This window comes from Cerasibacillus terrae (genome assembly GCF_008039555.1).
GTDB classification, from domain to species: Bacteria; Bacillota; Bacilli; order Bacillales; family Amphibacillaceae; genus Cerasibacillus; species Cerasibacillus terrae.
In genome coordinates this window covers 396,072-422,318 of the sequence record NZ_VDUW01000002.1, presented here as the reverse complement: position 1 = coordinate 422,318, position 26,247 = coordinate 396,072, and the positions used below count along the sequence as shown (strand labels likewise).

Annotated in this window: 25 protein-coding genes; 7 read left to right on the top strand and 18 right to left on the bottom strand. The window is 36.4% G+C overall.

The genetic code is table 11. The features are described from left to right. Window positions 1-167: 167 nt before the first annotated feature. Window positions 168-938 carry an enoyl-CoA hydratase gene (locus FHP05_RS05415; protein WP_147666210.1) on the top strand — a complete coding sequence of 257 codons (771 nt, stop codon included), beginning with the start codon at window positions 168-170 and terminating at the stop codon, window positions 936-938. 234 nt (window positions 939-1,172) lie between these two features. On the opposite strand, the gene FHP05_RS05410 is transcribed toward FHP05_RS05415, so the two are convergent. Next, complete coding sequence (locus FHP05_RS05410; RefSeq protein ID WP_147666209.1) at window positions 1,173-2,303, bottom strand: CAP domain-containing protein; 1,131 nt, start codon at window positions 2,301-2,303, stop codon at window positions 1,173-1,175. 236 nt (window positions 2,304-2,539) lie between these two features. Further along, on the bottom strand, window positions 2,540-3,472 hold the full coding sequence (locus FHP05_RS05405) for a fumarylacetoacetate hydrolase family protein (RefSeq protein ID WP_147666208.1): 933 nt from the start codon (window positions 3,470-3,472) through the stop codon (window positions 2,540-2,542). A gap of 272 nt (window positions 3,473-3,744) precedes the next feature. Between FHP05_RS05405 and FHP05_RS05400 the strand changes: the two genes are divergently transcribed. Further along, entirely contained in the window at window positions 3,745-4,854 is a 1,110-nt protein-coding gene (locus FHP05_RS05400; protein WP_147666207.1) for a class II histone deacetylase, read from the top strand. A 195-nt stretch (window positions 4,855-5,049) separates the two neighbouring features. Here FHP05_RS05400 and FHP05_RS05395 read toward each other — a convergent pair whose 3' ends face one another. The 6 genes from FHP05_RS05395 to FHP05_RS15270 form a co-directional block, all read right to left on the bottom strand. Next, window positions 5,050-5,925: an Rpn family recombination-promoting nuclease/putative transposase gene (locus FHP05_RS05395; protein WP_147666279.1), complete on the bottom strand. Its 876-nt coding sequence runs from the start codon at window positions 5,923-5,925 to the stop codon at window positions 5,050-5,052. Between the two features lie 305 nt (window positions 5,926-6,230). Beyond that, on the bottom strand, window positions 6,231-7,688 hold the full coding sequence (locus FHP05_RS05390) for a CoA-acylating methylmalonate-semialdehyde dehydrogenase (RefSeq protein ID WP_147666206.1): 1,458 nt from the start codon (window positions 7,686-7,688) through the stop codon (window positions 6,231-6,233). A gap of 114 nt (window positions 7,689-7,802) precedes the next feature. Beyond that, complete coding sequence (locus tag FHP05_RS05385) at window positions 7,803-9,152, bottom strand: aspartate aminotransferase family protein (protein WP_147666205.1); 1,350 nt, start codon at window positions 9,150-9,152, stop codon at window positions 7,803-7,805. A gap of 208 nt (window positions 9,153-9,360) precedes the next feature. Beyond that, entirely contained in the window at window positions 9,361-9,849 is a 489-nt protein-coding gene (locus FHP05_RS05380) for a hypothetical protein (protein WP_147666204.1), read from the bottom strand. Further along, window positions 9,842-11,404 carry a sodium/proline symporter gene (locus tag FHP05_RS05375; RefSeq protein ID WP_147666203.1) on the bottom strand — a complete coding sequence of 521 codons (1,563 nt, stop codon included), beginning with the start codon at window positions 11,402-11,404 and terminating at the stop codon, window positions 9,842-9,844. The genes FHP05_RS05380 and FHP05_RS05375 overlap by 8 nt, the downstream gene beginning before the upstream one ends. Window position 11,405: 1 nt before the next feature. Beyond that, window positions 11,406-11,558: a hypothetical protein gene (locus FHP05_RS15270; RefSeq protein WP_191126249.1), complete on the bottom strand. Its 153-nt coding sequence runs from the start codon at window positions 11,556-11,558 to the stop codon at window positions 11,406-11,408. 208 nt (window positions 11,559-11,766) lie between these two features. Between FHP05_RS15270 and FHP05_RS05370 the strand changes: the two genes are divergently transcribed. Next, window positions 11,767-13,368 carry a PucR family transcriptional regulator gene (locus FHP05_RS05370; protein WP_147666202.1) on the top strand — a complete coding sequence of 534 codons (1,602 nt, stop codon included), beginning with the start codon at window positions 11,767-11,769 and terminating at the stop codon, window positions 13,366-13,368. A gap of 879 nt (window positions 13,369-14,247) precedes the next feature. Then, window positions 14,248-15,120: a formyltetrahydrofolate deformylase gene (purU, locus tag FHP05_RS05365; RefSeq protein WP_147666201.1), complete on the top strand. Its 873-nt coding sequence runs from the start codon at window positions 14,248-14,250 to the stop codon at window positions 15,118-15,120. 137 nt (window positions 15,121-15,257) lie between these two features. Here the strand turns inward: purU and FHP05_RS05360 are convergent, their stop codons facing one another. The 5 genes from FHP05_RS05360 to phaQ form a co-directional block, all read right to left on the bottom strand. Then, the gene (locus tag FHP05_RS05360) at window positions 15,258-15,821 is read right to left on the bottom strand and encodes a transposase (protein ID WP_147666200.1); all 564 of its coding nucleotides are present in this window, start codon (window positions 15,819-15,821) and stop codon (window positions 15,258-15,260) included. Beyond that, window positions 15,814-15,954 (bottom strand): hypothetical protein, encoded by a 141-nt coding sequence (locus FHP05_RS15265; protein ID WP_191126248.1) that lies wholly within the window; start codon window positions 15,952-15,954, stop codon window positions 15,814-15,816. Before FHP05_RS15265 ends, FHP05_RS05360 begins: the two co-directional genes overlap by 8 nt. A 266-nt stretch (window positions 15,955-16,220) precedes the next feature. After that, window positions 16,221-16,661, bottom strand: coding sequence for a MaoC family dehydratase (locus FHP05_RS05355; RefSeq protein ID WP_147666278.1), 441 nt, complete (start codon window positions 16,659-16,661; stop codon window positions 16,221-16,223). Window positions 16,662-16,697: 36 nt separating this feature from the next. Continuing rightward, entirely contained in the window at window positions 16,698-17,240 is a 543-nt protein-coding gene (locus FHP05_RS05350) for a hypothetical protein (RefSeq protein WP_191126247.1), read from the bottom strand. 48 nt (window positions 17,241-17,288) lie between these two features. Further along, window positions 17,289-17,735 carry a poly-beta-hydroxybutyrate-responsive repressor gene (phaQ, locus tag FHP05_RS05345; protein ID WP_147666198.1) on the bottom strand — a complete coding sequence of 149 codons (447 nt, stop codon included), beginning with the start codon at window positions 17,733-17,735 and terminating at the stop codon, window positions 17,289-17,291. A 218-nt stretch (window positions 17,736-17,953) separates the two neighbouring features. Between phaQ and FHP05_RS05340 the strand changes: the two genes are divergently transcribed. The 3 genes from FHP05_RS05340 to phaC are packed head-to-tail and all read left to right on the top strand — an operon-like array spanning window position 17,954 to window position 20,298. Further along, complete coding sequence (locus tag FHP05_RS05340; RefSeq protein ID WP_147666197.1) at window positions 17,954-18,391, top strand: DUF4349 domain-containing protein; 438 nt, start codon at window positions 17,954-17,956, stop codon at window positions 18,389-18,391. Window positions 18,392-18,439: 48 nt separating this feature from the next. Next, window positions 18,440-19,183 carry a 3-oxoacyl-ACP reductase gene (locus FHP05_RS05335; protein ID WP_147666196.1) on the top strand — a complete coding sequence of 248 codons (744 nt, stop codon included), beginning with the start codon at window positions 18,440-18,442 and terminating at the stop codon, window positions 19,181-19,183. A 35-nt stretch (window positions 19,184-19,218) separates the two neighbouring features. Next, window positions 19,219-20,298 carry a class III poly(R)-hydroxyalkanoic acid synthase subunit PhaC gene (gene phaC, locus FHP05_RS05330; protein WP_147666195.1) on the top strand — a complete coding sequence of 360 codons (1,080 nt, stop codon included), beginning with the start codon at window positions 19,219-19,221 and terminating at the stop codon, window positions 20,296-20,298. Between the two features lie 177 nt (window positions 20,299-20,475). Here phaC and FHP05_RS05325 read toward each other — a convergent pair whose 3' ends face one another. From FHP05_RS05325 to FHP05_RS05305, 5 genes are all read right to left on the bottom strand, one after another. Next, complete coding sequence (locus FHP05_RS05325) at window positions 20,476-21,453, bottom strand: RpnC/YadD family protein (RefSeq protein ID WP_230973927.1); 978 nt, start codon at window positions 21,451-21,453, stop codon at window positions 20,476-20,478. A 225-nt stretch (window positions 21,454-21,678) separates the two neighbouring features. Next, a complete protein-coding gene (locus tag FHP05_RS05320; protein ID WP_147666194.1) occupies window positions 21,679-22,992 on the bottom strand; it encodes a S8 family peptidase in 1,314 nt (437 codons plus the stop codon). A 683-nt stretch (window positions 22,993-23,675) separates the two neighbouring features. Continuing rightward, complete coding sequence (locus FHP05_RS05315; RefSeq protein WP_230973934.1) at window positions 23,676-24,449, bottom strand: HAD-IIA family hydrolase; 774 nt, start codon at window positions 24,447-24,449, stop codon at window positions 23,676-23,678. 138 nt (window positions 24,450-24,587) lie between these two features. Further along, entirely contained in the window at window positions 24,588-25,373 is a 786-nt protein-coding gene (locus tag FHP05_RS05310) for a carbohydrate ABC transporter permease (protein ID WP_191126246.1), read from the bottom strand. A gap of 12 nt (window positions 25,374-25,385) precedes the next feature. Next, a complete protein-coding gene (locus FHP05_RS05305; RefSeq protein WP_230973926.1) occupies window positions 25,386-26,237 on the bottom strand; it encodes a carbohydrate ABC transporter permease in 852 nt (283 codons plus the stop codon). Window positions 26,238-26,247: the final 10 nt, after the last annotated feature.

Below are 26,247 nucleotides of genomic sequence, written 5' to 3'. Positions count from 1 at the left end.
ACCATATTCCCACATAAAACAAATTACTGCTCCTTTATTCTTAACGAATTTAGGTAAATATCTAAAAATTCCCAAATAAAACCTTTCAATTTAATGGTTTGTCGATTATAATAAGGATTAACAGGCGTTGAATGAACAGTCATTCATTAATAATAGGGGTGATTATGATGGAAAAAGTAAAATTGGTTAGTGAAAATGGTGTATCGACAATTACTTTAAATCGGCCTGACAATTATAATGCACTAGATGTAGAAACATTAATTCAGTTGTTAGATATTATCGAAACTGTTGAAGAAAATGAAGATCAAATTATCGTGATAACTGGTTCTGGAAAAGCATTCAGCGCCGGTGGAGACATCAATATGATGGAAAAAATTCATGACAATAAAAAATTCGATGAACTAATGGATTCCATCGAAAAAATGACATTAAAATTATACATGATGCCAAAACTAGTCATTACTGCAGTGAATGGGTCTGCAGCAGGATTAGGGATGAGCCTTGCGTTAAATTCCGATTATATCGTAGCACAAAACGAAGCAAGATTTGGTATGCTTTTTGCAGGAATTGGCCTTATTCCCGATGGTGGTGGCCACTTCTTCCTAAAAGAACGTCTTGGCACACATCACGCTAAACAATTTATCTGGAGCCTGGAACAAGTAAAAGGTGAAAAAGCAAAAAAACTTGGATTTGTCGATCTTCTAACAGATGAAAATGCAGCAGATGCAGCCCACCAGCTAGCCAAAAAATTACAACATGCACCATTACAAGCGATGATAGAATCCAAAATGATTTATCATGGAAAACAAAAAGAAGAATTACGATCCCTCTTACAACAAGAAAAACACAGCCAGTTAAAAATGCGAAACACAGAAGATCACAAAGAAGGAATACGAGCCTTTTTAGAAAAACGGAAACCTGTTTTCCAGGGAAAATAATAGAACACCATAACGGGAGACACGTATAATTAAAACGCGCCTCCCCTTTTTCATTTTCGTATGTGTTGGTTTAAAAAGGAGCAGCATTCGGGCGTGGATATCGGGATTCGGAGCATTATATCGGGATTCAAGCACATATATCGGGATTTAAGCACAGATATCGGGATTCAGATACATGGAAATGTTTCATTGTCTGCATAAAATGAGGACTTCACCCCCACGGGTAAAGTCCCATCAGCGTATTACAAAATTCTCGGTATAGTAAGGAGTTTTTTCATCATCAAATGCAACACCAATCGCAAGGAACTGATAGTCTCGATGCAATATATTTTCCCGATGGCCAAGTGAATTCATTAATCCTTCATGTGCGAAAATGCTACTCATTTGACCTGAGGCAATATTTTCTCCGGCGCCTCGAAACGCTATCCCATCCCTTTCCATCCGGCCAGAAGGGGATAGTCCTTGTTGGTTCGTGTGGTTAAAATAATGATTCTCTGCCATATCTGCACTATGACTGCGAGCGGTCTGTCTAACACCATCATCCCAATTCAAAACAGATAATCCGTGAGTTACTCTTTCGGCATTCGTTAAATCAAATAATTGATATTCGAATCCCTCTTTCAATTCTCCACTAGGTTCTCCAAACATTCCCTCTTTCCTGTTCTCCAGCTCTTCAGAAATAATTTGAATCGCTGTTACGGAATTATTTTCATGTTTATCATAAAAAATTGTCACGTAATTTTGATCGATTAAAAATGTGTCAAATTCTCCATCATTTTTCACCCGATAGTTCACATGTCCTTTTTGGATACCTGTAAGGGCTTCAGGTAATTGATTTTGAACATCTTTTTTAGATGTGCCAATTTTTATATCATAAGTGGATACGATTAAGTCTTGATTTGTATATAACCCAGCCACATCATTAGCATTATCATATGCCACCATGAAAAAGTTATGGTAATTTTCATGGTAAGTTGTCCAGTCCACTCCATATTCATTGAAAGAAGATCGTTTCGGTTTCCCTGTTTGTGTTTCCACTTGATCCCGATAATCACCAATTTCTATATTATGAACAGAAAATGACTGTTCTGCTGGAGCATCTAATTCTGGCTTCTCTGGTTTGGGTTGCTGTTGTTGTTCATCATTTCCCTTTTCTTCGAATATACTATTAAATAATTCCTTTGCACCTTCCTGAACTGCCACGATTCCCTGCTTCACTTTCGGATTATCTTTTATCTTATTTATATCTGTCTGAATTTCATCAATTACACCCGTTACACCTGATTGTTGATAAGTATTTCCATAGAAAAACCAAAATAGTCCTAGAATGAGTACGATAACAACAATCTTACGCAAAAAACGCATATTCTCACTCCCATTTATGTTGGGCCTTTTTCTTTATTTTAGGGCACATCCTCTAAAAAATAAACTTTTAATATACTTTATGTAAATGGAAAGTGTATGAAAAGGCTCCATTATTAACCAATCCTCTTCCATAATACTCTCCCTTATGAAAACAAAAAACACTCTACTGAAAGAGTGCTTTTATCTCAACATTGCCTATGTCACCATGTTCTATTCTAATTCAAAAATTTTCCTTCCTATTTTTCTACCTTTTGCACTTTATTTTCTAACACTCCAACGTTTTCTACTTCAATACGCACGGTATCGCCATCTTTTAGAAATTGCTGTGGTTCCATAGCAAAGCCGACTCCATGTGGTGTACCTGTCATGATTACATCGCCTGGCTCTAATGTCATTAAATTCGATATAAATTCTACTAATTTTTGCACAGAAAAGACGAGATTCTCCGTGTTGGACTGTTGTCTTAGCTCACCATTCACATAGGATGAAATATTTAAACCGGACGGATTTTGCAATTCATCTGCTGTAACTAACCAAGGTCCCATCGGTGCTGCACCATCAACAGATTTTCCTTGCAACCATTGCGGAGTACGGCGCTGAATATCACGGTATGTAACATCATTACAAATCGTATATCCTGCTACATAATCCAATGCATTTTCTTGGTTCACATTTTTCGCCCTTTTCCCAATCACAAATGTAAATTCTGCCTCATAATCTAATTGCTCTGAAATGGGATGATGTGGGATATGATCTTCAGGGCCAATAATCGCATTTGCGAATTTCGCAAACAGCACTGGGTTTGTCGGTAATTCTCTACCCATTTCTAAAATATGCTCCCGATAGTTTAAGCCCACACATATAATTTTTTGGGGCTTCTGTACCGGTGCTTCCAAGCGCACGTCTTCCCTATTAAATATGAAAGGTGAAGAATCTTCCGCTTGTAATGCAAATTCAACCGCTTTTTTCGCATATTTTAAACTAGTTTGGCCCCCTTCTATAAATTCAACCATATCTTGTGGAATATACGCATTCGCAATTTCCTTTGCCCTTCCTTCTCCAACTTCTGTTAAATGTTGCACCAATGCAGCATGTAAATCTATAATTTTTTCATTCTCAAATGCCCCTACTGATTTTCTTTGCCCAATTGTAAATGTTACTAGTTTCATCGTAATCTCCTTTGTTTTCAAATTTTATTTAAAATGCTAAATTCCTAATCAACTTATTTCTCATTTCGAAGCTTAGCGTAACTTACCCTGTCTAAAAATGAAAGAGAGTTCGTAATGCCACAAAGATAAAACACTCTATCAAAAATATACTGAATTTTCCTGTATATAGCAAACATTCTATTAGTCTAGTTTTTCATACTCCCTATCCCAATCGAATATAAATAATCACAACCTTATTTTAAAAAATATCTATTTGACTTGGAGGAATTCCTATGAAAAGAAGGACAGGATTTCTTTATGATGAAAGTTATTTCTGGCATAATACTGGAAATGGTGCATTATCTTTGCCACCTGGAGGATGGATTCAACCAGACATCCATTCAGAAAATCCAGAAACTAAGCGCCGTTTTAAAAATTTATTAGAACGGAGTGGTTTAATGGATCAACTTTATCCACTGAAACCTCGTCCGGCAAGTTTAGATGCGATTCAACTTTTTCATAAAAAAGAATACATCGAAAAGGTCAGAGAATTAAGTGAAATTGGATATGGTGATGCTGGCGATGAGGCATTGGTTGGAAAGGGTTCTTATGAAATTGCCTTATTATCAGCAGGTGGTGCCATTACAGCTGTAGAAGCAGTTATGAATGGGAAAGTCGATAACGCCTATGCTCTCGTTCGTCCACCAGGTCATCATGCAGAAGCGGATTTCGGAATGGGATTTTGTTTATTTAATAATGTAGCGATTGCAGCCAAATATGCACGTAAATACCTACATATCGAAAGAATACTAATTCTGGATTGGGATGTACATCACGGAAATGGAACAGAATCCGCTTTTTACCATGACCCGCATACGCTTTTTATCTCTTTACATCAAGAAGAGAATTATCCATCTGGACGTGGAAAGGTAGAAGATACCGGAATAGGAAATGGAGAAGGATACAATATTAACATTCCACTCCCCGCTGGTACAGGAAATGCTGGATACCTACATGCTATGCAAGAAATAGTTGCTCCAGTAGCAGATCAATTTAAACCACAATTGATTCTCATTTCAGCCGGACAAGACTCGAGCATGTTTGACCCTTTAGGGCGTATGATGGTAACAGCAGATGGTTTTAGACAGATGACAGACTTAATGATAGAAATTGCTGACAAACATTGTCAAGGTAGATTCGTAGCTTGTCATGAAGGCGGATATAGCACAGCCTATGTCCCTTTCTGCTCACATGCCATTGTCGAGGAAATGAGTGGCAGCAAAACAGACGTAAAAGACCCATTTGTAGATGAAAAGAATATGCCAACAAATAAAATATATGATATTCAAAAAGAATATATTCATCAAGCAAAGGAAGCACAATCGAAATATTGGAATTTCTAAACGATTATAAAAACACAGGTTACAATACAAACTTACACAGTGCCAGGCCCCTAACCTTTTTTGGGGCCTGTGCTAATGGACGTAAAGATAAACAAACCCAACAAGAAGGATAAAAAATACCTTTTAGGATTGAGAAACTTCATACGGAATGAGTTCTTCATTCATGATTTCCTAATTATCTAAAGAATAATTTCTTCACATCTTTTTCTTCAAATCCTCAATGTCTTCCCTTTTCAAATGAGTTACCTTCACAATGATTTCAATGGGTAATTCTTCTTTTAACATTTCAAGCGCAACCTCTTTTTTCCCTTGCATAACTCCTTTTTCTATTCCCTTTTCTATTCCTTTTTCTATTCCCTTTTCCTCATACGAAATCGGAAGCTCCAAAATTCTATCCGCTTCATCCAATTTTTTTACCTCCTCCATTAATTTTTCCTCCTCTTCATCATTTAATTTTAAATATGTTTCAAAAAATCCATAGATTAATCGTTGTTTCGCTGGGTTTATCTCCATCTTAGCCATCATTTTCAAAAATTCTATTTTAACTTGAATCCGTTCTTTTTCAGTATACCCCATTTTACTTAACAGAGCTGCTGCTACGGGATTATCTGATGCAATATAATCTCGCCAGTTCTTCTTTCGTAAATGTAGTGTTAAAAAGTTAAAATTTAAGACATGAAAGAAAGGGAATTCCATCGTAAATTGGTCTTTTTCCCAGTTTTCTTCATAACTAAATACTGCGATTGGAATGATTGGTTTCCTATATTTGTTGTAAAGAAGACTAAAATAATGAAACATTCGTTCATGGAAATCTGTTTGTGATGAACTTTGTGGCTCGATGTGGACGATGATTACGGCATCTTCTTGTTTTAATTTTGCTTGCACGACAATATCTAGTCTACGAGTATCCCCTTCAATTAAATCCGTAAAAACTTCTTCTGATAGTGGGGTAATAGTTCGAAAGTCAATTATTTCATATACTTCAGGAAAAAACACATCTAAAAACTCTTGAAAAAAAGTGTAGATGACTTCTTTAAACAGTTGATCATGTTTGGTGTAAGTTTTTATCATTTCTTTCTCACGTACAAGTGTTGTACTTTTGTTTTGGGTACAATAATCATATTTAATTGGTACTTCAAGTATTGGTTGCATTTTCAGCATATCCTTCCTGGGGATTTGGTAGGAGAAATCACTAAGGTGTGTGTCTGATTACAGTATACAACAAATCACAAACAAGAACAAGTGTTCCCTTTAAAATTTTCCACTTTATTTTAATCCACCATTTCAATCACATATCTAGGAATGTAAACAGAGAGTTTCCTGCAAAGAAACACCGATAAAAAACACCGATTGGAGTAAATCCAATCGGCATTTTTCTATACCCATCTACCTGTTACAACTTTTTTACGTGTGTAAAAATATAATCCATCTTTACCGTTCGCATGGAGATCTCCATAGAAGGAATCTTTCCATCCTGAAAACGGGAAGAAAGCCATTGGTGCTGGTACCCCAATATTAACACCAAGCATGCCTGCATCGATGGTCTCGCGAAATGTCCGAACATTTCCTCCATCTTTTGTAAATATACAGGCTCCATTAGCAAATCGTGATTGATTGGTTAGTTCAACGGCTTCCTCAAGATTTTTCACTCGACAAATGGACAAAACTGGTGCAAAAATTTCATCTTGCCAAATTTTCATTTCATTTGTAACATGATCAAAAATCGTTGGTCCTACAAAGTAGCCATCTTGCTCTACACCTTCATCATTTCGTCCATCACGTACTAGTTTTGCTCCCTCCTTTACACCAGTTTCAATATATTGGAGTGTGCGTTCTTTATGTTGGTCACGAATAACTGGCCCTAAGAATACATCGTCGTTCAATCCATTCCCCATTTTAATTTCATTTGTCTTTTCAACCAATTGATTGATAAATTCATCTGCTATCGATTCTTCCACAGCTACAACAGAGCAAGCCATACAGCGCTCACCTGCTGAACCGAATGCAGCATTGACAATCTGAGTAGTTGCATTGTCTAAATTCGCATCTTTTAATACAATAGAATGGTTTTTCGCTCCTGCAAGTGCTTGAACACGTTTTAAATTTTCCGTTCCTCTCTTATACACATACTCTGCTACTGGTTGGGAACCAACGAAGGAAATCGCAGCTACTTGTTTATGATCCAGCAAACCATTCACAACATCATGTGCACCATGAACAATATTAAAAACCCCTTTCGGTAGCCCTGCTTCCTCTAGTAATTCTGCTAAGCGATTCGCAAGCAATGGTGTACGCTCAGAAGGTTTTAATACAAACGTATTTCCAGTTACAATTGCCATTGGAAACATCCAAGTTGGCACCATCATCGGAAAGTTAAATGGTGTGATCCCACCAATTACACCGATAGGATAACGATACATACCAGATTCGAGTTCTGTAGCAATTGATGATAATTGCTCACCCATCATTAATGAAGGTGCCCCTGCAGCGAATTCCACACACTCAATTCCTCTTAAAACTTCCCCATGTGCTTCTTTTAAACTTTTTCCGTTTTCAAGCGTAATTAATTCTGCCAACTCATCCCAATGATCAACAAGTAATTGGTGATATTTGAACAGAATACGAGCACGTTTTACGACAGGTACTTCTTTCCAAGTTTTAAATGTTTCTGCCGCTACATTTACAGCATCATCTAAATCTTCCTTTGTGGATACAGGAACACGCGCAATTACTTCTCCTGTTGCGGGGTTATAAACTTTTTCCGTTTGGTTTGTTTTCGCTTCTACCCATTCTCCACCGATATAATTATTCATCACTTTTGTTGCCATCGTCATTAAAAATTCCTCCGATCATTTATTTAAAAAGGTGCATTCTCATGGCATTTTTTATGTGATTTAAGTAAATTGTTCTTTCATTTTTTCTAATAGTAGGTTCCTAAATGGAAAAAATTACAATTTCACAAATGCCTTTTTAATCGTACTTACAATAAAGTCCAGTTCCTCATCACTAATCGTAAGTGGTGGACTAAGTGTAATTATATTGTTATAGCCAGCCACCGTATCACCATTTTTACTAATAATCAGCCCTTGTTCTTTACATAAACTGATAATTTTATCCACTTTGTCTTGAGATGCAGGTTCTTTTGTCTGTTTATTTTCGACCATTTCAATTCCCATTAAGAGACCTTTACCTCGAATATTGCCCACATATGGATGATTCTTTAAATCCTCCATTTTATCCAACAGTTTCTCGCCCATTACCTGAGAACGTTCCACAAGATTTTCCCTTTCAAAAATCTCAATATTTTTAAGTGCCACAGCACATGCTGCTGGATTCCCACCAAATGTATTCACATGACGGAGATGGTTGTAATCCTCCGACCCTTGAAACATTTCATAGATTTCTCTTCGTACTGCTGTTACCGATAGCGGTAGATAAGCACTTGTTATTCCCTTGGCCATTGTCACAATATCTGGTTTCACTCCATAATGTTGGAAGCCAAAACGCTCGCCAGTTCGACCAAAGCCACAAATGACCTCATCAACGATTAAAAGTGCACCATGTTTATCACAAATTTCTCTGACGCGTGGCAAATAACTTTCATGTGGCATAATGACCCCACCACCTGTGATAATTGGCTCCATAATAACGGCCGCAATGGTTTTATCCAGTTCCCAAGTCATCACACGATCAATTTCATCTGCACAAGCAAGACTTTGTTCCTCGATTGTCCCTTGATATGGACTTCTGTACATATCTGGTGGTGTCACATGAAGAAATCCTTGAGCTAATGGCTCATAGCGATACTTACGCTGTGCCTGACCAGTCGCAGCAAGTGCCCCCATGGAATTCCCATGATATGCTCGGTATCTGGAAATAAATTTATGCCTTTCCGGTTCCCCATTTTGCTGATGATATTGCCGTGCGATTTTAAATGCAGTCTCATTCGCTTCCGAACCACTATTGGAAAAGAAAAATACATAATCCCCGCCAAGCCATTCATTCAGCTTTTCACCTAGTTCAATTGCCGGAATATGACTTTGTGTCAACGGAAAATAGGGAAGTGTTTTCAATTGTTCGTAAGCCGCTTCAGCTAATTCTTCCCTACCATATCCAGCATTTACACACCAAAGACCAGCCATTGCATCTAAATATCTCTTTCCATTATTATCCTCAATCCATGCCCCATCTGCTTTTTGAATCACCATGGTTGCTTCTGGGTTATAGCGCCGCATGGCATGCCAAATATATTTCTCATCCTTACGTAATAAATCTTTTGACTTTGTTTCCATTTTCATCCATCCCCTCTCCTAATCTCACTCTAGAAATTGAAATAAATCCACACACCGCTTTTCTATGAAACATAAATGTTAATTATCAGATAAATCATATATTTTATAAAACAAATAATCATTAGACAAAATGTTAAAATCTATATTTAAACATTGTACAAAATGCGATAAAAAGACACTTCAAGGAGAAAAAGTTTTACAACTAGTTAACCTGCTATAATGGATGGTATTTTCCAGTCACTGCATCCACTGCCAGCATAAACTTGTCTTTAGTATCTGTATCACCTTCTACAATCCAGTAAGGTCGATAAAAAAATTCCCGTTCTGCTATTTTTATTTTCGGGGTAGAAAAAACTTTCATTTTACGTGAAATCGCATGAAAAACAAACTCCTCAGCAATTTGTTCTGCATCCTCTGGCTGTAATTTTTCTTGAATAAGATTTGGAGGTACTGTTTGATTTTCTAAACGTGGATACGAATCCACAATTGCACCGATTTTATTCACACCATCCACTGTACATCCGATTAAACCGCCTTTAGGATGTGCTAAGCTTTTATTTTCTAATCGATATTCAAAATAAAAATAGGGATAGTAAATAAGTTGTTCTACCTTAAAGGCCCCATTAGACTCTACCTTTTCAAAAATGGATTGTATTTTTTTATTATCAAAGGAAACATTCTCCGATTGGATAACATTATTCATAACGTAATTTTCCTTTAGAAATATATTCAGAAATCGCTCTTGCTTCAGGTCCTATATCTTTGGCAATATTTTTTTCAATTTGCTTTGGTAATCTACGAGGTCCTTTCGCTTCTTCAAATAGTTCCATCATTTCCCTGGTAGGTGGTTTTCCAAAGTAGTTCCCAATAATCATTCCTATAATTGAAATAATTAAACCAGCTAAAAATGGGTGCATACCTGTAGCACTTTGCCAATCCAATGCCGTCCAAAGGATATTGGTCACTCCCCCACCAATCATCGAACACAACACACCAGTGCTATTGGCCTTTTTCCAATACACAGCAGCAATATAGGAAACCATGAAACTATTTCCGAGCGTACCAAAAGCAAATACGACCAGATCAAAAACTTTCGGAGGCTGAATAATTGCTACTATTATCCCAATTACTCCAGCAAATAAAACACTCAAACGGGATACGAAAATCACCCTACTATGGCTTGCTTTTTTGTTTATATATCGCTGGTAAACATCACGAGACAAAATGGTTCCTGCCTGCATTAAAATCGAATCAGATGTGGACATAATCGCAGCCATCACAGCAGAAAGTAAAATCGCTGCTAAAAAAGCCGGAAAGAAAGTATAAGCAAGCGTTGGAATCACCATTTCCGGATCACTCAAATTAGGCAGAAGAATGATTCCCATAAACCCAAGTAAATATGGTGCATAGGCAAACAATTGATTATATATCGCTGCCCATAATGTTGCTGATTTCACTGTTTTTGTACTTTTCATCGACATATGCCGAACAACAACATGTGGAAGTCCCATATAGCCAATCATATAAATTAAGCTAGAACCTAAAATAACACCCCATTGTCCATAGTAAACATAATCTTTTCCCCAAATACTTAAATAGGACGGATCAATTTCGCCAAGGGATTGGTTTAACCCGGAAAGTCCTCCAACATAGCCGAAACCAACAATTAAAAGAAAAGCAACTCCTAAAAGCATGACAATTGCCTGGAAAAAGTCTGTCCATACAACAGCCAAATACCCTCCAGCAACCGTGTAAATAATGATGATTCCAACTCCGATGATAACGGCCCATTCATAGGACCACCCTGTCAATGATTCTAAGGCTTTCCCTGCAGCAAGAAATTGCGCAAACACATACGCGAATAAAAATATCGTGGCAATAACAGATGCGACAATTCCAACTGCCATACTTTTGAATCGTTTTTCCAAATACTCAATTGGCGATAACGCCCCGAGTAGTTCTGACATACGGCGCATTCTTTTTCCTAAAACAGAAAGGTTGATAATTCCTCCCCCAGCATCTCCTACCGCATATAAAATGGCATACCACCCATGCTGAAACGCTAAAGCCGGACCACCAAGAAACATAAATCCACTCATTGACGTACTTTGCATCGTTAACGCTGTCACTGCTGGACCAACATTTCGTCCACCTAATAAATAACTTTCAGGAGATTTAGAAGCCTTTCTGGAAAAATAAACACCAATACATAACAAAGTAAATAAATATATAAGAAAAACAACCACATCATAGCTCATCTTATTTTTTCACCTCTCCTTTTGAATCTGCATTAAACTTGTCTTCCCAATCATCATCCCTTTTTTTGATAAAATACATCACAATACCAAGTGTCATCCAAATAAAAGGCCAGGGAACAATCAACCAAAAAGTATCTACTGGGAAATTGAACATACCTACCACCTCCTTTTTTCACGAAAGTTTTCTCAACGCTTTTTTTTAAAATGAAAGATAAGATGCTTCATAAATTATTTTATTGTCTTAATATATAATATAGTTTGATTTTTATATCAATAACAGACATAATGTTAAATTAGGATAGCGCTTACATGGACATTTTGTATTTTCTACAACATATAAGGATAATACGGGGTGATATATCATGGGATTGACTGTTAAAGAAATTTTAAAACGTCCACACTTTCAGGATGTGGAAATACTGGCAGGCAAAAAAGGTTTAAAACGTAAAGTAAGCTGGGCACACATCGTGGAAATTAACACATTTGGTCATTTGCTAAATGGACAAGAAGTTATTTTAACAACTGGAATGAATTGGGATAATGAAGATACTGAAAAATGCTTACATTATTTACAACAACTATTAGACCATCATGCTTCCGCGCTTTGTATTGAATTAGGAACCCATATGAAAAACGTCCCCCAAGAGATGCTGACACTTGCTGAAAGCCGTGATTTTCCCATCATCGTATTTAAAAAGGAAGTTAAATTTATTGATATTATGAGAGATTTACATAAAATGATATTAGGCTATCAGGACACGATTTTGTGGGAATTAGAGAATTTGCATAAAAAATGGAATCACACTTTAATTCATAATGGCTCTATTGGAGACCTTTTAAAAATCCTTCACCAGGCTACAAAAAAGCAGATTGCACTTGTTCATGATCAGGAGCAATATCGCTTTTTCCCTACTCCACCAAAGAGAAAACAACAAAAGTGGATGAAACAATTAGAAAGAGACGGATTTCCATCACATTACCCTGCTTACCCTATACAATTTTTAAACAAAACCATTGCATATCTTTATATATTAGAAAAACAAGAATCCATCTCTTTATTTGATGATTTATCAGCCAATCGTTGCAGTGAATTTCTTAATTCTTACTTCTGGAAATATTATCAACAGAAAGAAACAAGGGAAATAAAACAGAATGAATGGATAATAGAGGCACTTCGTGGACAGCTCTCCCCAGCAGCAATCATTGAAAAGATACATCAAGAAAATCCAACCATTAATTTAAAAGGCGTCATTGTAGGTGTCATACCAAAAAGTGACAGACCAATGTCCAAGGAGAAACGTGGCGATTTTTCAACGGAAACACTAATGTTAATACGTTCCATCTTGGATAAAAATGGATTTTACTTGATGACAACGGAAGATAAATCTAAAAATCACTATATTTTAGTATTAATTAATCAGCTCGACCATGTTTCGTTATATCAGCGTTTGGATCAATCGTTACAAGGGCTAAAGGATTCTGATTTCAAAGATTCTATTCCCAATGATTTGAAATGGATTAGTTTCGGAAAAATGTTTGGCGACTTTGGAAAGCTACCAATAAGTTATGAAACAGCCTTAATAACATTAAATTACCAGCGAAAAATGGGCCTGTTACCAAAACCATTTTATAACAATCTATCTGTGTATCGGTTAATCCACCAATTAGAAGATATGCGTGAGCTAAAAGATATTATTACAGACTACATCGGTCCTCTGATTTCTTATGACCGCGATAAAGGTGGGGAGCTTTTAAAAACCTACCAAGTTTATTTGAAGAATTTAGGTTCTAAAAATGATACAGCCCGCGAATTATTTATCGTAAGACAAACATTATATCACCGGCTAGAACGAATCGAACAACTAATCGGCGAAGATTATATGAACCCAGAGAAAAGAATTATGGCAGAATTTGCAATCTATGCTTTGGATTATTTAAATAAGACAAAGGCAGAAACATTATGAGATAGTTATTGGAATTCTAAATAAAAAAGCACATCCTCTTGGCGAGTAACCGATGTGGGGGGTGGGGGTGTGGCCTGGGGGTGCGCGTGGCCTGGGAGTGTGCGACTGGCCCAGGCATAGGGACAGCCTTTCTCCCTGTTCTGCCCTTATATCCCCTTTTTCAAACCTTCAATCTCTTCCTTTTCCTATTAAGTTACCTTAGCAATAATTTCCATTGATCAGCCCTTTTTTCAACATGTCAAGTACAATTTCTAGTTTACCCTTTTCTTCTTCTCTTGAAAAAATATGTGTGTTCATTTCTTTTTAAAAATGCTCATGCTAGTGTACGCTTTCTCCATAATCAGGTGGTGACAGGCACCCTATCTTAAAAAATTTTTTTGCCTTTCTTCAATATATATATCCAGAAATCATCCCAAAATAATTGATATGGATATTGAATTCCACTTCTTCGTCATCTAACGTTTCAACCACTGCAGCCTCTATCGATTTTCCACTTTGTTCTGGTTTCCGAACAATCCTCACCTCTACACCATGTTTTTTTCTGCATATTTCAAAAGATCACCCACGAAATAGCCATAACGATCTCCGAAGTCTTCAATCTTATCCGAGACGTCTTTCATAGTCCCAAATATAAAAACAATTGGGGGTTACCAAAAATATGACCCACCAAAAAAATAAATACCCCCCATAAAATCTTATTTAAATCTTTCATATGCCGCCTCCCACACGTTCAACCTTACACTAAGTTCCTAATATTTTTTTGTCATATAAGATATACCAAAATTTTCACGTTTATCATTCGACAAAATTCGGGAGGTGACAGGCACCAGAAAAAGATGTATAATTAATGGCTACAAATTAGAATGGAGATGTGAGAATATGACTACTATCGCAAGAGATGATCAGTGCAGGTTACTTGTTCGATGCCCGGATGGTCCTGGGATTGTAGCTGCGATTTCGACATTTTTACATGAAAATGGTGCGAATATTATAGAATCGAATCAATATACAACTGATGCCAAGACAGGAACATTTTTTATGAGAATTGAATTTCACATAACAAACTTAGTAGAGAAACGTTCCACAATGGAAGCTGATTTTGCGAATTTAGCTGCGGCGAAATCAATGGATTATCGCTTTTTCTATCTAAATGAACTCAAAAGGACGGCAATCTTTGTATCAAAAGAAACACATTGCCTAATGGAATTACTTTGGGAATGGCAAGGTGGGAATTTGAAGACAGATATTGCTTGCGTTGTCAGCAATCATGAAGATGCTCGCGATGTGGTTGAATCCTTAGGTCTGCCATTCCATTACATACCGGCAAATAAGGATATTCGATTACAAGTTGAGGCCGAACAAATCAAGTTGATGGAAGCATATGATATTGATTTGATCGTCTTGGCTCGCTATATGCAAATTTTAACACCGAATTTTGTAGAACGTTTTGAGGATCGAATTATTAATATTCACCACTCATTCCTCCCGGCGTTTATCGGTGCAAGACCATATGAACGCGCATATGACCGTGGCGTCAAACTAGTCGGAGCAACTGCCCATTATGTAACCAATGATTTGGATGAAGGCCCAATTATTGAGCAGGACATTGAACGCGTCGATCATAGGGACCAAGTTGCAGATATGAAAAAAATAGGCCAAAAAGCAGAAAGAAGAGTACTCGCCCGCGCAGTAAAATGGCACCTAGAAGACCGCATCATTGTAAAACAAAACAAAACCATCGTATTCGGGTAGGGGGTGCCTGTCACTCCCCGAATTTTGTCGAATGCCGCTGATTTCCTACTAACCATATATTTAATCAATAAAAAGCATGTGGAAATTCCACATGCTTTTTAGTTTTAGTGCCTGTCACCACCCGAATTTTGTCGAATTTAGGAAGGGCGAGACGTTTTACTCATCACATAATCTTTATACATTTTTCTCCTATCCCGCTTTCCCCCGGCGAAATAGTCTAATAGGATATGCATATTAAAAATCCTAGAAATTGGGCCAAAACCAGTTAATAAATACCGGTAACTGCTCCAGGGATAGTGTTCCGGTCTTGTGGTCATCTTTGCCTCTACTGGATTTAGATGGATATAACGACTAACTGCTAACATACTCTCCTTCGTATGAATGACTTCATCAAAATACCGTTTTTCAAACACATGACCAGTTAGTTTATTCTTTGTATTATAATAATCCGCATAGCGTTTGTTTATAAGTGACATCACTTTGGATATATGCTGTTCGCGTGAGCGCAGTTGTAAGTGGAAATGATTCGTCATGAGGCAATAGGAGGCAAGTTCGAATGGCGCTATTTCATTAACTTGATGTAAAATATACAAAAATGTTGTATAATCCCCTTCATCCATAAATAAGGGATCACGCCGATTTCCGCGACATACAATATGGTAAAAGGATTGTGGAATCCAAATGCGTCTTTTTCTACCCATGATTCGCTCCCCATTCCTTTATATAATTGAATGGATCATAAAGCTTTTTCTTTCCAGCGAATAATTTTATCAATACCTGTAATTTTCTCTCCTCTAAACTATTCTGCTCAATGTTTGAATCTATCGTACTCATCACTTTTCACACCTTTTTTATGTCAAGCCTAACTTTACTACGGGTAAACGTCAAAACAAACAAAATACAAAATCAACACACTGACACATCCATAAATGGGAAATCAACTTATCAAAAATTAAATAAATCACACCAGATAACATATAAAATTGAAAAACCATCCCAAACCAAAAACATTTCTCATTCGACATTATTTGACATTTTCCGGGTAGTGACAGGCACCCAAAAAACACCCCAGAAAAAACTTCTGGGGTCCTTTTTTAAGGCTATTCTTTTTTCATGACCACTGCGCTACCTTCAAGTACTATATCGCCATCTTGATTGTATGCATTCGTTTGTAATGTGAGAATATGTTTATCTGATCGTTTATCTGTTACCTTTCCTACTACTTTTATCGTATCTCCAATTCGTACAGGGGCCACGAATTTGCAATTTTGGGATAAATAAATCACATTTTTTCCAGGTAAAATAGTTCCAATCAGGGCAGAAATATAGCCAACCGTAAGGATACCATGGGCAACTCTCCCCTTGAACATAGACTTTTCAGCAAACTCTTCATCAATATGCACAGGATTTACATCTCCCGTTAATGTAGCAAAATCCAAGATATCCTGATTGGTAATTTTCCTTGTTAATGAAGCTTCATCACCAATACTTACTTCATGGAAGGAACGATCCTCTGTTTGTTTAGATTTTTCTTGCAGGATGAAATGTTGAGATTCCTCCCCCTTCAAATTACGCTTTCATATCGGTTGAGCATTTTCAATGAGTTGCTTTGTTTGTTCCTCCATCACCTTCAAGAAATTTTTTTGATATTCCTTCACTTGTGTCATGAAGTTTTCTGCCATTTCCTTTGGCTTTGTTTGTGCTTTTTCTTGCTCATCTACTATCTTTTTTACTGACTCATGCATTTTTGTATGGGATTGTTCCATCATTGTCAACAATGATCGACTTGGTGTAATTGCCAATTGTTGCATACTCCCCATAATTTCTGTTATTTTTCCATTCCAGCCTTCCACCGCACGAGCAGCATCTGCAGTAAATATGTTTCTATTATTTTTATCTAATGACTTTTTCATCTGATTAAAGGATTTTTCTAATTGCTCTTCCGCTTCATTAAAATTTGTTTTCATTGATTGGATAACATCTTGTTGTTTTTTAAAAGCATTTAAAGAGTTCTCTTCCATTCTTTTCTGGAAATCATATACCCTTTGAAATCCATCTTCCCAATTCTCCCACATCTTATCTACCATCTTATTCATTTGTTCCATTGTGGCAGTAAACATAGGGATAACCTCCTTCATATTTTTAAATTGCTTTTATGTGATTACAGATTACTCTGTAGAGTCACTTTCATCAGAGTCTTCATCCTTGTCATTAGAAACAAATGAAGGCATAACCATATTAGAGTACATCTTAAAAAAACCATCCAACATCGTTTGATAATGCTCCAAGGAATTAGCCCATAAATCTAAATACTGTTCACCAGCATCAGTCAATGAATAAAGCCGTTTAGCAGGACCACCACTTGTTGTATCCCACTCTGACTCCAATAAGTTATCCTTTTCCATTTGCCTTAGTACACGGTACACATTACCTTGGTCAACAGAGAAGAAGCCGAAATGGTTTAATTGCTGAATGAGTTTATAACCATGCAAACTAAATCCTCCCCGTAAACTCAATAGTAGAAATGGAACCATTAAATTTTTTGGTGCAGCCTTCTGTCTGATATTTTTTTTCATATTCCTTTTTTGTGAATTTTTATTGTTGTTATTCTTCATGATAACCCTCGCTATATTTATTTTTATCTATATGTGTAATTTACACCTATGTGTTAAGTTTGTCAATTGTAATTTAAAGACATTAATCATCAAAACTTAACATGATTCACATATTTCATGCGATTCTTGTGATAACTTTTGGAAAACTTCATGGTCTTAACGGCATAGAGCTTCATTAAGATATAGTTAAGAAATAAATTACGAAGGGAGTTTTCATATTGTCTAATCAAAAATCATTCGATCCAATTTCAATTTGGAAAACTAATTTCAAAAACATGGAAAATTACTGGGGGCAATCAATGGAGGAACAAATGAAAAGCGAGGAATTTTCTGAGTGGATGGGAAAGGTATTGGAATCGAACTTATTTTATAAACAGATTGCAGATACTTCCACAAAACAGTATTTAGAACAAATGAACGTACCTTCCCGTGAAGACTTGGCAAATCTTTCATCATTAGTAGTAAACCTTGATACGAAAGTGGATGATTTGGAAGAACAGCTAGAAGAAAATCTTGATAACCAAGTTTCCACATCAGAAATGACACAACTAAAAAAACAACTCAATAAAATAGATGGAAAATTAGACGAAGTACTTTCTTTTATAAACGAAACACAAAAAAGCGATGAAAATGGTAAAAACAATGAAAACAGGTAATATTATCCAACCCTTAAACGTATTTATTGATAGGAGCGTGATAAATCAATGAATAATTTACATGGAAAAGTCGCAATTATTACTGGTGGAGCAGTTGGTATTGGAGCCGCTATTGCAAAAGAACTAGCAAAAAACGGAGTAAAAGTAGTAATAAATTATAATAGTAGTAATCAAGTTGCACAAGAACTTGTTGCATCCATTCAAAAAGATGGCGGAGAAGCAATAGCTGTTCAGGCAGATGTGTCCACACCAGAAGAAGCAAATAGATTGGTTGAAACAGCAGTCAATACATATGAACAGTTAGATATTTTGATTAACAATGCCGGAATCACAAGAGACCGTTCATTTAAAAAATTGTCAGAGGATGATTGGAAAAAGGTTATTGACGTCAATCTAAATAGTATCTATAACACCATATCGCCAGCACTAAATCATATTTCTCATTCAGATGCAGGAAGAATCGTTAATATTGCATCCATTATTGGGCAAACAGGGGCATTTGGGCAAACCAATTATTCTGCAGCAAAAGCAGGAATGATTGGTTTTACGAAGTCACTCGCCCTTGAACTAGCAAAAACAAGTGTGACAGTAAATGCAATTTGCCCCGGCTTTATAGAAACAAGTATGATTACTGAAATTCCAGAAGAAATTCGTAAGCAAATCCAAGCAAAAATTCCTCAAAAGCGATTTGGCCATGCAGAGGAAATTGCAAAAGGTGTCCTATACCTATGCAAAGACGGTGCTTACATTACTGGACAGCAATTAAATATTAATGGTGGCCTATTCATGTAAAAACTCTTTAGACAATGAAAGGTGTGGACAAAAGTATGATTACCAAACAAATAGAAGATATGGTAGATTGGATGCCTGAAGAAACAAAACATTCCTATCACCGTTTCAAGAGAACAATGGAAATTTTAACCACAGATCCCGAACCTGAAGTAGGTTTAACACCAAAAGAAGTCATTTGGACAAAAAACAAAACAACATTATATCGTTATATTTCAGAAAAGCCAAAGAAATACAAAACACCTTTACTAATGATATATGCATTAATTAATAAACCATATATCCTTGATTTAACAAAAGGGTCTTCTTTAGTGGAATATCTTCTGGACCAAGGCTTTGATGTATATATGCTTGACTGGGGAACCCCAGGATATGAAGATCAGAACATGAAACTTGATGATTATATTTTGGACTATATACCAAGGGCAGTTAAAAAGGTTCTTCGTACATCAAATGAAAAAAATATATCTATTTTAGGATACTGTATGGGTGGGACAATGACATCGATTTTTGCCTCCCTTTACCCAAATCTACCTATTAAAAACCTAATATTTATGACCAGTCCATTTGACTTTGCTGATACAGGTTTATATGGGTGTTTCTTGGATGATCGTTACTTTGATGTAGATAAAGTTGTCGAAACATTAGGAAATGTACCGCCGGAGATGATTGACTTCGGAAATAAAATGCTCAAACCAATTACAAACTTTTACGGACCATATGTAAATTTATTAGATCGCTCAGATAATCCACAGTTTGTGAAAAGCTGGAAATTGATTCAAAAGTGGCTAACTGATGGCATTCCATTTCCAGGTGAAGCATATCGCCAATGGATTCGCGATTTTTATCAACAAAATAAATTAATCCATGGAGAACTAACCATCCGTGGTCATAAAGTTGATTTAGGCAATATTCAAGCAAACGTATTAAACCTGTCTGGTGAACGTGATCACATCGCTATGCCACACCAAGTAGAAGCACTAATGGATAAAATCTCAAGCAAGGATAAAGAATACAAGTGCATTCCTACGGGGCATGTATCTGTTGTCTATGGCCCAAAAGCCGTAAAAATAACCTATCCCACTATTGGTGACTGGTTAGCAGAACGCTCTAAATAAATAAGATAAAGAACAGGTTCAATGTTCCTGGTGTCCGGTACCCAAACAATTCAGATTGTGCGGGTGCTGGGCATTTTTTTACATTGATAGAATCGGGTGGCAACAGGCCCCCAAACCGGTGCCTGGCACTGTCCAATTCTATTCAACAAACTTCGGATAGTGCCAAGCACCCCCCTCTCACATTCTTCTACGCAATTCTTCAATCTCTTCCCTATCCAATTGAGTAACTTTTGTAATGAATTCAATTGAGGAGCCTTCTTTTAACATTTCAAGTGCAACTTCTACCTTTCCTTCCTTTTTGCCTTTCTTAATTCCCTTTTCTACTCCTTTCTTAATTCCCTTCCTAACCCCTCTTTCCTCATACGAAATCGGAAGCTCCAAAATTTTCTCCGCATCATCCATTTTTTTAACCTCTTCCATTAATTTTTCCTCCTCTTCGTCATTTAATTTTAAATACGTTTCAAAAAAGCCATAGATTAATCGCTGTTTTGCTGGGTCTATCTCCATCCTGGCCATCATTTTCAAAAATTCCATTTTGACCTGAATTCGTTCTTTTTCAGAATACCCCATTTTGCTTAATAAGGCAGCTGCGGCAGGATTATCTGATGTAATATAATCTCGCCAATTCCTTTTTCTTAAATGTAACGTTAAGAAATTAAAAGTTAATACATGAAAGAAAGGAAATTCCATCTTATATTGGTTTTCCTCCCAATTTTCATCATAACTAAATACTGCGATTGGAATGATTGGTTTCCTATATTTATTATAAAGAAGACTAAAATAATGATACATTCGTTCATGGAAATCAGTCTGTGTTGAACTTTGTGGCTCGATGTGGACGATGATCAGGGCATCTTTAAGTTTCCATTTTGTTTGAACAACAATGTCTAATCTCCGGGTATCTCCTTCAATTAGATCTGTGAAAACTTCTTCTGATAGTGGAATGATAGTTTTAAAGTCAATTATTTCATGAACTTCAGGAAAAAATACTTCTAAAAACTCCTGAAAAAACGTGTGGATTAATTCTTTAAACAGTTGATCATGCCTGGTGTACGTTTCCGCTATATCTTCTTCACGTACAAATGCAGCACTTTGATTTTGATGGCAAATTGAATAACTTGGCACTTTCCTTTTGTAAAACTGTATTGCTTGCATTGTAGCACATCCTTTGAGGGTTTAATAGAGGAAATTACTGAGGTGTTAATCTAAATATAGTATACAACAGAACCCGAAACGGAACAAGTGTTCTACTCTATTTTAACCAGTTTATATTTCGACTTATTTCGACAAATTTCGGGAAGTGACAGGCACCCCCCCAAAAAAACCGCTCAATGAAGAACGGTTTTTTATCTTTTTTAGGGGAAGTTCTAGTGTATTCTATTAATTTAACACTTCTTGTACGGCTGCATGTGTGTCTACAATTCCATGACCATATTCTAGTTCTGATCCTGCCGTTTGGGCGGTATCTGTTAAAATGGTTCTTGCTTCGTCAACAGAAATATCCGGGTTAGCTGCTCTGATTAATCCGAGCACACCAGCTACATGTGGAGTTGCCATGGACGTACCAGATAAGTTATCATATTCACCATTCGGTAATGTACTATAAATATCTGACCCTGGGGCCATGACATCTAATTCCTGTCCATAATTAGAAAAGCTAGAACGTGTTTTACTAGATGTAACAGAACCAACGGCAATGGCACTATCATATGCTGCTGGATATGATACATTTTCTAACCCGTCATTTCCAGCAGCAGCCACCACTATTGTACCTTGACTGTTTGCCGTTTCGATTGCTTCTTCCATTCCACGATCATATCCACCGCCACCTAGCGACATATTAATAACATCTGCATCTACACTCGCTGCATAAGTGATTCCTTGTTGAATCCCGTACATCGTACCACTTCCGCTGTCATTTAACACTTTAACAGGAATCAAAGTTGCACTCTGCATTACACCAGAAACATCTCCGTAACTCGCAATGGTTCCTGCTACATGGGTTCCATGACCCGCACGATCACCTGTATCTCCACCAACAAAACTCTTTCCTAATGAAGTATCGACAAAATCACTTAAACTCGGATGATTACTATCAATCCCCGTATCTAGTACTGCAATTCTAGTATTACTAGAGTCCGGGACAATCTCCCAAGCTTCCGGTGCTTTAATCATTTCGTAATTCCACTGTTGATTCGGATGGATTGCAGCTGGCAGTACCTTCTCAGGGGCTGTTCCTAGAGCATGCATGGTGTAATTTTCTTGAATATACCTAACATTTAAACCAGAGTCTTTTAAAGCTTTTTCAAGTTCCTTCTTTGCCTTATCCACATCCTTGTATTTGGACTCGGAATATTCAACTAAATAAACTAAACCCATTTGTTCTACAACATCTTGTTTAAAATCAGCACTCATTGCTCGCATAGAATCTGACTGAATACTATCTAACAATGAATCTGTAACTTCAAAACCGCTTTTCTCTAATGTAGTAGACTTATGAATGGTATCATCGGCGCTTTGAATAGATACGCCATTTGAATCCGCTTCAACTGAAATGACTAATTGTCCTTTGATATATTCGGATGATATTTCCGAGTCATGAGATGATTCAGCAAATACTTGTCCAGAAAATACTAAAGTTACAATAAAAGTTGCAAGAGATAGACTACCAATCAATTTCAAGATTTTTTTCATCATACATCCTCCTTTAATTTCGCCACTCTCTAAAAGAAGTTACTTTCTCTTCTCCAATACTTGTAAAACGTACACCTCCCAATAGTTAGAAAAACATTAAATTTCCACAATACTCTGTTTTTTAAGGGTAAATCTATCATTGATGTGCATTCTTTGAGGTTATAATCATTGGTGTCTATTCTTTGAGGTTATAAAATGACGCGAAGCTCCCAGATGTAAAAAGTAGATTGATTCGAGTGGCTTGATATCATCCTAACATAGAAAAATCCACTAAAAGCAGTTCACCCACATTTGTAAATTACATTTAATAGATTTGTAATAAGGTGCCTGTCACTTCCCGAATTATGTCGAATTATATCAAATTAAAGAGCAGAAGATTATACCTGCTAATCTTAAATAAGAAATAGGATTACATTCTTTTTAATGATTTCTACTTTAAGTAAATCTGCCCTGATTCAAAAAAAGATAGACATCCAGAAATTCCATCGTCTATCTTTTTCGATATTAGTATTTTGTAGGAGGGAGAAATTGCATGCTCCCTCCTTTTCCCAACAAGAAACTCGTACACGTAAATCAATTCTACAAAGGATATCAACCTTAAAATTCCACATAAAAAACTTCAAACACCATCCATTTGGCAATGTTTCGACACATTTCGACTATTTTCGGGAAGTGACAGGCACCTACAGCATTTTGAGGTTTTCGATGATTATGTCTGGTTGGATGTTTTTGTTTTGAATATCTTCTTGTTTAGTTACTCCTGTTAGGACAAGGCATGTGGGCATTTGTTTGTTTTTGCCTAATAAAATGTCTGTTTCTAGTCTGTCTCCGATCACTAAACAACGGGAGGGGTCAACTTTTAATTGTTCTAGTATTTGTTCCCCATAGAAAGTAGATGGTTTCCCGATGATTTCGTAAATTTCTTTTTCAGAGGCTACTTCAATTGCCCGAGCAATTGCTAATGTATCCAAAATAAATCCATCGGGAACCGGGCAAATGGGGTCTGGATTTGTTACGATAAGATCAGCACCACCACGGACAGCCTTCACTGCCTCGTTCAATGTTTCATATGTAAATGAACGATCTAAACCAACAAGAATATGGGATGCTTCTAAGGGTGCTTTCGTTATTTTCAATGATAATTGTTTCAATTCAGACTCCAGCGCCTTTTCACCGACGATGTATACAGTAGCATCTGGATATTTACTCGAAAAATATAAAGCAGACATATAAGCCGATGTAAAAATATTATCTATCTTTGTATGAATCCCTAATAATTTTAATTTTTCATGGCATTCCGCTCTAGTTTGTGTGGATGAATTCGTGATAAATAGTGTTTTTTTATTATGTACGTTCATCCATTCCATCATTTCTTTTACTCCTGGTAATAATTCATGCCCCAAATAAATGGTTCCATCTAAGTCAAAACAAAATGCCTGGATATCATCTATATTCACCAATGATTATACCACCTTTACTATCGAAAAATCTTTTATCATATATATGTATACGTAAAACACGCTTTTCAATTCAATCGAGATTCCTTTCCCATTTCTATTAATTTTAAAAAGGAATTCCTATCATTTTCACTTATTCTATTTAATCCCCGAATGCATGAAACTAGAAATAAATTGTCTTTGGAATAAAAAGAAGGCAAGTAACAGTGGAAATATGACAAATAATGTAGCAGCTGCAACAACGCCCCATTGTGCCCCAGAGTCTGATGTCTTAGCAAACATCGCTAAACCAACCGTCAACGGACGATTACTATCTGAATCTGTAATAATTAAAGGCCATAAAAAATTACTCCACTGAGCACTAATGGATATGAGTCCAAATGCAATATATGTTGGCTTTGCTAAAGGGACATACACATGCCAAATCGTCTGTAGCCGATTACAACCTTCCAACTTCGCTGCTTCTTCCAATTCATAAGGAATTCCTTTAAATGTTTGTCGTAATAAAAAGATTCCAAAGGCTGAAATAAAATAAGGTAGCATAATCGCTAATTTCGTATCATAAAGCCCTAATTGTGCAATCGTATTAGAATTCGGATAAATTAATAATTCAATTGGTATCATAATTTGAATGAGATAAAGTAAAAAAACAGTCCCCTTTCCGATAAAATTCATCCTGGCAAAAGCATACGCAGCTAGTGTAATGGTAAATAACTGCACAACCAAAATGCCGAAAACAATGATAAATGTATTCAAATAATAAGACGCGAAAGGAGCAGCATTCCAAGCCTCGATGAAGTTATCAATTGTTACAGAAAATCCTTCTACCTTCGTATCTTTAAAAGCCATATAGATAATTCCAAAAAGCGGAAGGGCAAAAAGAATCGCTAATAGGTAGGTTGATATACGAATGATTAGTTTCAATGCATACTCACCTCAACTGTAATGAATTTTACGATCCGTACCGAAAAATTGAATCGCCGCAATTACAATCATGATTACTAACACAACAACAGTAGCGGTCGCAGCCTTGCCATAATCCATAAACCGAAATGTACTTTCATAAATGTAGTATAGTAGTAGATTACTTGCATTATTCGGTCCACCTTGTGTCATTACAACAAGTTGATCAATCGTTTTAAAAGCATTGGTCGTTGCAATCACAACAGAAAATAAGGTGGTTGGCATTAATAGTGGAAAAACAATTTTCCAAAACTGCATCCATTTGGAAGCCCCGTCTATATGAGAAGCTTCTAATAATTCTTTCGGGATATTTTGTAAAGCTGCTAAATAAAATATCATAAAGAACCCCGCTTCTTTCCAAATAACCATAACAATAATTGCGATTAAAACCGTACTGGAATTACCTAATAAATTTAAGTCGCCAATTCCTAATAAATGTAATAATTTATTAATCATTCCATATTCTGGTGTATAGAAAAACAACCAAATAAATGCCGCACTAACCATTGGGATAACTACCGGATAAAAAAAGGCTGTTCTTGCTAAGCTAGTACCCTTTATTTTTCTATTTACCAATATAGCTAACAACATTCCCAACATAACACTTGTCGGAATCGTACCAACCGCAAACCAAAAATTATTGATAAAAGCCTTCCGAAATACCTCATCTTCCAACATCATTTTAAAATTAGTTAAACCAACATATATTGGCCTATCTGTCGATAAATCCGATTGAAAAAAGCTTAAATAAACAGTTTTTATAATCGGATACAATGTAAATAAGATTAGGAAGATGAGTGATGGAAGGAGAAAAAGCCATGCCATAGTATTTTCC